The organism is Bacillus sp. JJ1609 (assembly GCF_036967045.1).
GTDB lineage: Bacteria > Bacillota > Bacilli > Bacillales > Cytobacillaceae > Mesobacillus.
On sequence record NZ_JBALSS010000033.1, the window covers coordinates 50,757 to 57,709 of the forward strand.

At 43.2% G+C, this 6,953-nt stretch carries 6 protein-coding genes; 4 read left to right on the top strand and 2 right to left on the bottom strand.

Going from position 1 to position 6,953, the window contains the following annotated elements; all coding sequences use genetic code 11:
- Positions 1–82: 82 nt before the first annotated feature.
- Positions 83–622, bottom strand: coding sequence for a transcription repressor NadR (locus V7654_RS21090; protein ID WP_335432818.1), 540 nt, complete (start codon positions 620–622; stop codon positions 83–85).
- A gap of 60 nt (positions 623–682) precedes the next feature.
- Positions 683–1,822 carry an IscS subfamily cysteine desulfurase gene (locus V7654_RS21095; RefSeq protein ID WP_335432819.1) on the bottom strand — a complete coding sequence of 380 codons (1,140 nt, stop codon included), beginning with the start codon at positions 1,820–1,822 and terminating at the stop codon, positions 683–685.
- 167 nt (positions 1,823–1,989) lie between these two features.
- On the opposite strand from V7654_RS21095, the gene nadB reads away from it, so the two are divergent.
- From nadB to safA, 4 genes are all read left to right on the top strand, one after another.
- Positions 1,990–3,579: an L-aspartate oxidase gene (gene nadB, locus V7654_RS21100; protein WP_335432820.1), complete on the top strand. Its 1,590-nt coding sequence runs from the start codon at positions 1,990–1,992 to the stop codon at positions 3,577–3,579.
- Positions 3,548–4,384: a carboxylating nicotinate-nucleotide diphosphorylase gene (nadC, locus tag V7654_RS21105; protein ID WP_335432821.1), complete on the top strand. Its 837-nt coding sequence runs from the start codon at positions 3,548–3,550 to the stop codon at positions 4,382–4,384. The genes nadB and nadC overlap by 32 nt, the downstream gene beginning before the upstream one ends.
- Positions 4,385–4,399: 15 nt before the next feature.
- A complete protein-coding gene (gene nadA / locus V7654_RS21110) occupies positions 4,400–5,506 on the top strand; it encodes a quinolinate synthase NadA (RefSeq protein ID WP_335432822.1) in 1,107 nt (368 codons plus the stop codon).
- A gap of 167 nt (positions 5,507–5,673) precedes the next feature.
- Positions 5,674–6,953, top strand: a 1,280-nt coding sequence (safA, locus tag V7654_RS21115; RefSeq protein WP_335432823.1) for a SafA/ExsA family spore coat assembly protein, incomplete at its 3' end; no start/stop codon positions are given.

Genomic DNA, 6,953 nt, shown 5'->3' on the forward strand with positions numbered 1-6,953 from the left:
AGTGAAAAACGCCATCACGTTGTACCAATAAAGGGGAAACTAGCCTTTACCATAAAAACGAATTTCTTTTTTTACTCTATCTCTATTCCAGATCAACCAAGAAATTAGCATTTCTAAGTGCTTCTTCTGCTTCATCCAGCGCTTTTTCTGTTGGCGCGGAGATTGTGTGCAAATGGATGCCTTCTGTAAGCTCTGATAAGTAGGAGGCATTAGTGGCACGGATTTTTTCCATGAATTGTTTCACTTCGTATCGATTCGATACCATGATTGAGGCGGTTAAATCTCCATAGACTGGATGCTCAATTTTGACATCCTTTATGGTGACACCATGATCGACGAGAAGGATTAGTTCTTCCTCTGTCCGTTCTGGAGTATGGGAACAGGCAATGGTTCTTATCGCTCCTGTTGGATTTGAGGCATGCATATAAATATACCCCTGGCTGGTTGCAATGATTGGTTCATTCCTAGCTTTTAGCAAGGTGATGTCGCCAACGATGACCTGTCTGCTTACATTTGTTATGGATGCAAGCTCACTTCCAGTAATTGGGGCCCTGCTTTCCTGCAGCCTGCTTAGGATAAATGCCCGGCGCTCGTCCCCGAGGATTTTTGTAGGTTCCTTCATAAATCCAATCCTCTCCTTCTATCTCTTCATTTGAGAATTTTACCATAAATAAAGGAGAATTTAAAAGGCAGAGGCATGTAAGGGAAGTTCGGCAATTAATTTTGCAAGCTCTTCTACCTCCTCGGTTTTTGTCTCTCTCCCGAATGAAACTCTAAAAAACTCTTTAGCCTCTTTACCTGTTATGCCCATCGCTGTCATCGTTTTCGCCGGTGAAACCATTCCGGTGTGACACGCTGTACCAGTAGAGATAGCATATCCCTTGCGATTGCATTCAAGCATGACGTATTGTCCTTCAATTCCCTTGATGCTCATCCCCAGAATACCAGGCAGCTGTGCAGCTTCGTCTCCGCCAAATATCATAATCTTATCTGTTAAGTTAAATATTGTTTCCTGGAAAAAGGCTCTTATCTTTCTCATACGAATAGTTTCAGTTTCCAGTATCATGTGGGCTTTTTGTGCTGCCGTTGTCATCGCTGCAATTCCTGGGATATTTACAGTTCCTGGCCTGAATCCTTTTTCATGAGCTGTACCAGCAATCAAAGGTTTCCATGCAAGCCTGGGATTTATATAAGCAGCCCCAGTTCCTTTTGGACCGTAAAATTTATGACCGGAAATAGAAAGCGCGTCAACGGACCTGGCTATAGGGGCAATAGGAATCTTGCCAAAGGTTTGTACACAGTCACTATGAAGTAGAATATCTTGGCTTTTGCAGAATTCGGCGATTGCTTCAAGTGGCTGGAGCGTGCCGATTTCAGGATTTCCATGGTGAAGAGAGACGAGCACAGTTTCCTTCCTGGCCGAATTTATTACACTCTCATATTCAATTTCCCCTCTTCTGTTTAGAGGAAGGTAAGTGACTTCCCAACCCTCTGTCTCCAGCTTTTTCATAAGATTATAGACTGATGAATGCTCAGCTGCACCTGTAATGATATGATTGCCTTTTTTTCGTAAAGCAGAAAGCAGGGCCATTATTCCGAGAAAGTTGGATTCAGAGCCTCCGCTGGTAAAAAAAATTCCTGCACTGTTCACATCAAGAAGTTTTGCGAATTCCCGTCTGCATCCTTCCAATACATTTTCGGCAGTACTGCCTATATCATGGAGGCTCTGACTGTTCCCGAAGTAATCAGTTGCTGCTTTGATATAAATCTCTGCGGCTTCCTGGTCCAGCGGGCATGTTGCAGCATAATCGAAATATTTCATAATTGTCTCCGCATATATTTGACATATAAAAAAAACTCCATGTAACCATAAAAAGAAACATCGTAAAAGCTATAAAAATAGTTAAATGTTAAAAGTTCTTGTCAACAGTGTAAAACTGTGTAAATATATATGTCAAGACACCTGTTAACCCAGGAGGCAGCAAATCTATGAAACAAACGGATGTAATCATCATTGGCAGCGGTATTGCCGCGTTGCAATTAGCCAATAAATTAACAAAGACATTGAATGTGATTATTCTCACAAAGATGGAGTGGAATACGTGCAACTCTTATTTAGCGCAGGGAGGAATTGCGGCTGCGATCGGGATAAACGATGATCCTTTTTTTCATTATCTGGATACGCTGGAAGCTGGCGGCCACCATAACGATGCAGAAGCTGTGCTAGCAATGACGAAAGAAGCACCTGATTTAATTAAAGGTATATGGCAAGACGGATGCAGGTTTGATGAGGATCACGATGGAAGGCTGCAATTAGGTTTGGAAGGTGCGCATAGCATGAAAAGAATCGTCCATAGCGGCGGTGATGCTACAGGGAAGCATATCGTGGATTTCTTTAGTTCTAACCTCGGGTCCAATATTTCGATTGAGCAATCGGTTTATGTCTATGAATTAATTTTAAATGACCAAATGGATACATGTATTGGAGTAAAAGCGAAGACCTCGGATGGGAAGAATGAAGTTTACTATGCAGATCATGTAGTTCTTGCAACAGGGGGATGCGGCCAGCTTTATTCTTATACCTCGAATGCTGAAACCGCCACCGGTGATGGCATGGCGCTTGCTTATAGAGCTGGAGCCGAACTGGCAGATATGGAGTTCATCCAATTCCATCCGACACTTCTATTTGTGAATGGCAGCACGAGAGGTCTTATTTCCGAGGCTGTCAGGGGTGAAGGGGCAGTCCTCGTCACTGGTGAGGGACAAAGGATCATGGAAGATATTCATCCTTTAATGGATCTTGCTCCGAGGCATATCGTTTCCCAAACCATTTATGAGTATTTAAAAAAGGATATTCAAATCTACCTGGACATTACTGAAATTGAGGATTTCTGCGATCGGTTCCCGACCATAAGCCAGCTTTGCACAGAATATGGTGTAGAGATTGATAAGGGGCTGATTCCAGTTGTGCCAGGCAGCCATTTTATCATGGGGGGCGTGAAAACAGATTTGCTTGGCCGTACGAATATTCTAGGATTGTATGCAATTGGAGAGGTCGCCTGCACAGGTATACATGGCGCGAACAGGCTAGCGAGCAATTCTTTGCTTGAAGGGATGTTCATTGGCAGCAGGCTTGCAGAATGGATTAACCATAATCCGGCCGTATATAAAAATACTAAAAAATCTGATGCTATAAAGATGGAGTTTTATCGTCCTTTGGCTGGCCTCCCTGAAATAGAAGAATTAAAAAAAACGATGATGGACCGAACAGGGATTGTTCGGACAAGAGCCATGCTGACAGCCCAAAAGGAATGGCTTGACCAGTTCGGTTTTGATGAATGGATGGATGTCTCTCTTGATCAAATGTCGACTGCTGAAATTAAACAGTTATGCATGTACATTACTGCCTGCCTGATCACAGAGTCAGCACTTGAACGCACGGAAAGCAGGGGCGGTCATTACAGAGAAGACTTTCCTAATGAAGATAATTCTAATTGGATGAAAAAACGGATCATCCGTCAACGAAAAAAAGCAAAGGATGGGAAGTATGAATACAATCAAACTCCGCTTGCTACTTGAACAATTTTTTATTGAGGACATTGGCGACCGTGATGTGACCAGTGAGTTGATATTCGGTAATGGAAAAACAGGAAGTATGGTTTTCATTGCGAAAGAGGATGGAATTTTTTGTGGAGAACAAGTCATTAACACAGGATTCCGTTTATTGGATGAAAAATGTCAGGTCAATATCATGGCGAAGGACGGGGCTCATGTGAAAAAGGGGCAAGAGCTCGCAACTATATCCGGCCAAATTTCCGCTTTGCTTAAAGCTGAAAGAGTTGTCCTTAATCTTGTGCAGCGGATGAGCGGTATAGCGACTATAACGCATCAGGCCGTGTCCGTGTTAGACAGCGGAAAAACCAGAATTTGTGATACTAGAAAAACAACACCTGGTTTACGGATGCTTGAAAAATATGCCGTACGATGTGGAGGCGGGTACAACCACCGCTATGGATTATATGATGCTGTCATGATCAAGGATAATCATATTTCATTTGCAGGATCGATCAGCGGTGCTGTGGGAACAGTGAAATCAAGTCTCGGCCATATGGTGAAGGTGGAAGTGGAGATCGAGACAGAAGCCCAGCTTAAGGAAGCAATAGAAGCAAAGGCCGACTGCGTCATGTTTGATAACAGGACACCTGAAGAAATAGCCAAATGGATTGGCCAAGTTCCAGAAGGTATTTTAACGGAAGCATCTGGCGGCATCACTCTTGAAAACCTGCACAGCTACAGAAATTGTGGGGTGGATTACATATCCCTCGGTTTCCTGACGCATTCTGTTAAGTCGTTGGATATTAGTGCAAAAGTGATACCGGAATAAAAGGGGGATAAAATCATGAATCTATTGGAGGCGCTTGAAACAAAAGCCAGAATGCTTCCTGAAAAATACAGGGACATGTCTGTACAAGAACTGGAAGCCATGATCAGGGATATAAAAGTGAAAATGGGAAAGAAGTTATTCATTCCTGGGCACCATTATCAAAAAGATGAAGTCATACAATTTGCTGATGCTACTGGCGATTCTCTAAAGCTAGCCCAGCTGTCAGCGGAAAACAGGGATGCTGAGCATATCGTGTTTTGTGGTGTCCATTTTATGGCGGAAACAGCCGATATTCTCACCGGGGACACTCAAAAAGTCTACTTGCCTGACATGAGGGCAGGCTGCTCGATGGCCGATATGGCGGATATTTATCAGACTGAACGGGCATGGGAATTCCTCCATGTGTTGTTTGGCGATACAATACTTCCATTGACATATGTAAATTCTACTGCCGCAATCAAATCCTTTGTAGGAGCTAATGGCGGTGCCACAGTAACTTCTTCCAATGCCGAAAAAATGGTGCAATGGGCTTTTACCCAAAAAGAACGACTCCTTTTCCTTCCAGACCAGCACTTAGGACGGAACACAGCTTACAATATGGGAATCAGTCTGGATGAAATGGCAGTATACAATCCCATCGAAAATATTCTTGAGTTTGAAGGACCGCTGGAGAAAGTGAAGGTCATTCTTTGGAAGGGGCATTGCTCCGTCCATGAGAATTTTACAGTTGAGAATATTTTGAACGTCCGTAATGTGGATCCAAATATGAAAATCATTGTCCATCCAGAATGCAGGCATGAGGTTGTCCGGCTATCTGACATGGCTGGGTCGACCAATTATATTATAGACGCAATTGAAGCTTCACCAGCGGGATCGAAATGGGCAATCGGCACAGAAATGAATTTAGTGAACCGCCTGATTGCACAGCATCCTGATAAACATATTGTTTCGTTAAACCCGCATATGTGTCCATGTTTGACGATGAACAGGATTGACCTTCAACATCTTGCATGGAGCCTTGATTCTATTATGGAAGGGCAGGAATGCAATATCATTAACGTGGGTGCAGAGACATCGAAAAATGCTAAGATTGCTCTTGAACGAATGCTGCATCACTCTTAAAACGAATTCCTTCCCGGTTGGGGAGGAATTTTTATTTTGGGAAAAGCTTAATGTTGCTTGTTGAAACATATTTATAACTAGTGAAGCATAAGTTTTTTTGAAGATTGTTAGCAAATTGCCCACACCCACATACAATATATAGACTTATGCCATAGGAGGGAATCAGAATGAAGCTCCATATCGTACAGAAAGGGGATACTCTTTGGAAGATCGCCAAGAAGTACGGCGTGAACTTTGAAGAGCTGAAAAAGATGAATACTCAGCTCAGCAACCCTGATATGATTATGCCCGGTATGAAAATAAAAGTTCCAACTGGTGGAGGTAACATAAAAAAAGAAGCTCCAATTTCCGGTGGAACGCCTCAAGCAAAAATCAATATGGGTGGCAAAAAGGAAATGCCGATTGCCAAAGAGAAACCTATATCAATGCCTGAAGTGAAGAAGGAGGCACCTGTTAAGGAAATGCCTAAGGAGGCTCCAGTCAAGGAGCAGCCAAAAATGGAAATGCCAAAAATGGAAATGCCAAAAATGGAAATGCCAAAAATGGAAATGCCAAAACAGGAAGCACCTAAGCCGATTAAAAAAGAAGAAGCAGTGAAACCATATACCCCAAAAATGCCGAAGCAGATCATGCCTGAAATCGATATCAACAATTACTATATGTTGAATATGTCAAACATGCAGCTTCCGCCAAAGCCACAGCCACAGCCAAAGGCACAGCCAAAGCCGCAGCTCCCGCTAAAGCCAGAGAATATTTTCCCAGAGATCAAACCAGAAGTGAAGCCAGAGGTTAAGCCTGAAATGAAACCTCAAGCGAAGCCACTGCCAAAAGCAGAAGTGAAACCAAGTGTGAAATCGGAAATAAAACCTGATATAAAAATTGAAAAGAATGATTTCATGGATGAAGCACCTTCTATGATGCCATTTATCCAAGGAGGTTACCAACAGCCAATGATTCCTTATCCATATAATTGTTATCCTGGTGCCCCATCTATGACGGGTCCTGGATATGGTTATCCAGGCACTCAGCAGATGATGCCGTATCCGCAGGTGCAAGGAGCGATGAATTATCCTGGCCAATACCCTGGTATGATGCCTGGAATGGGAATGGCAGATATGGAATCATCGTCATTTGATCAAAATATGCAAATGCCATTAAGTCCTGTAATGGATGAAAATATGCCTGCAAATATGCAGCCTCAGATATCGCCTGAATCAGAGGCAGGTCCTACCTTTTATGGAATGCCGATCTCTCCTGTAATGCCTGGTCCTGGATGGTGTCCTCCATATGGGCAAATGCCTCATGGTTATCCGCCGATGCCATACATGCCACAAGTCGGTGGAATGATGGAAAATCAGATGCCTTACCAGCCACAGGTAAGTGGAATGATGGATAACCAGATGCCGCAGGTGGGCGGAATGATGCAAAGCCAGATGCCAATGATGCC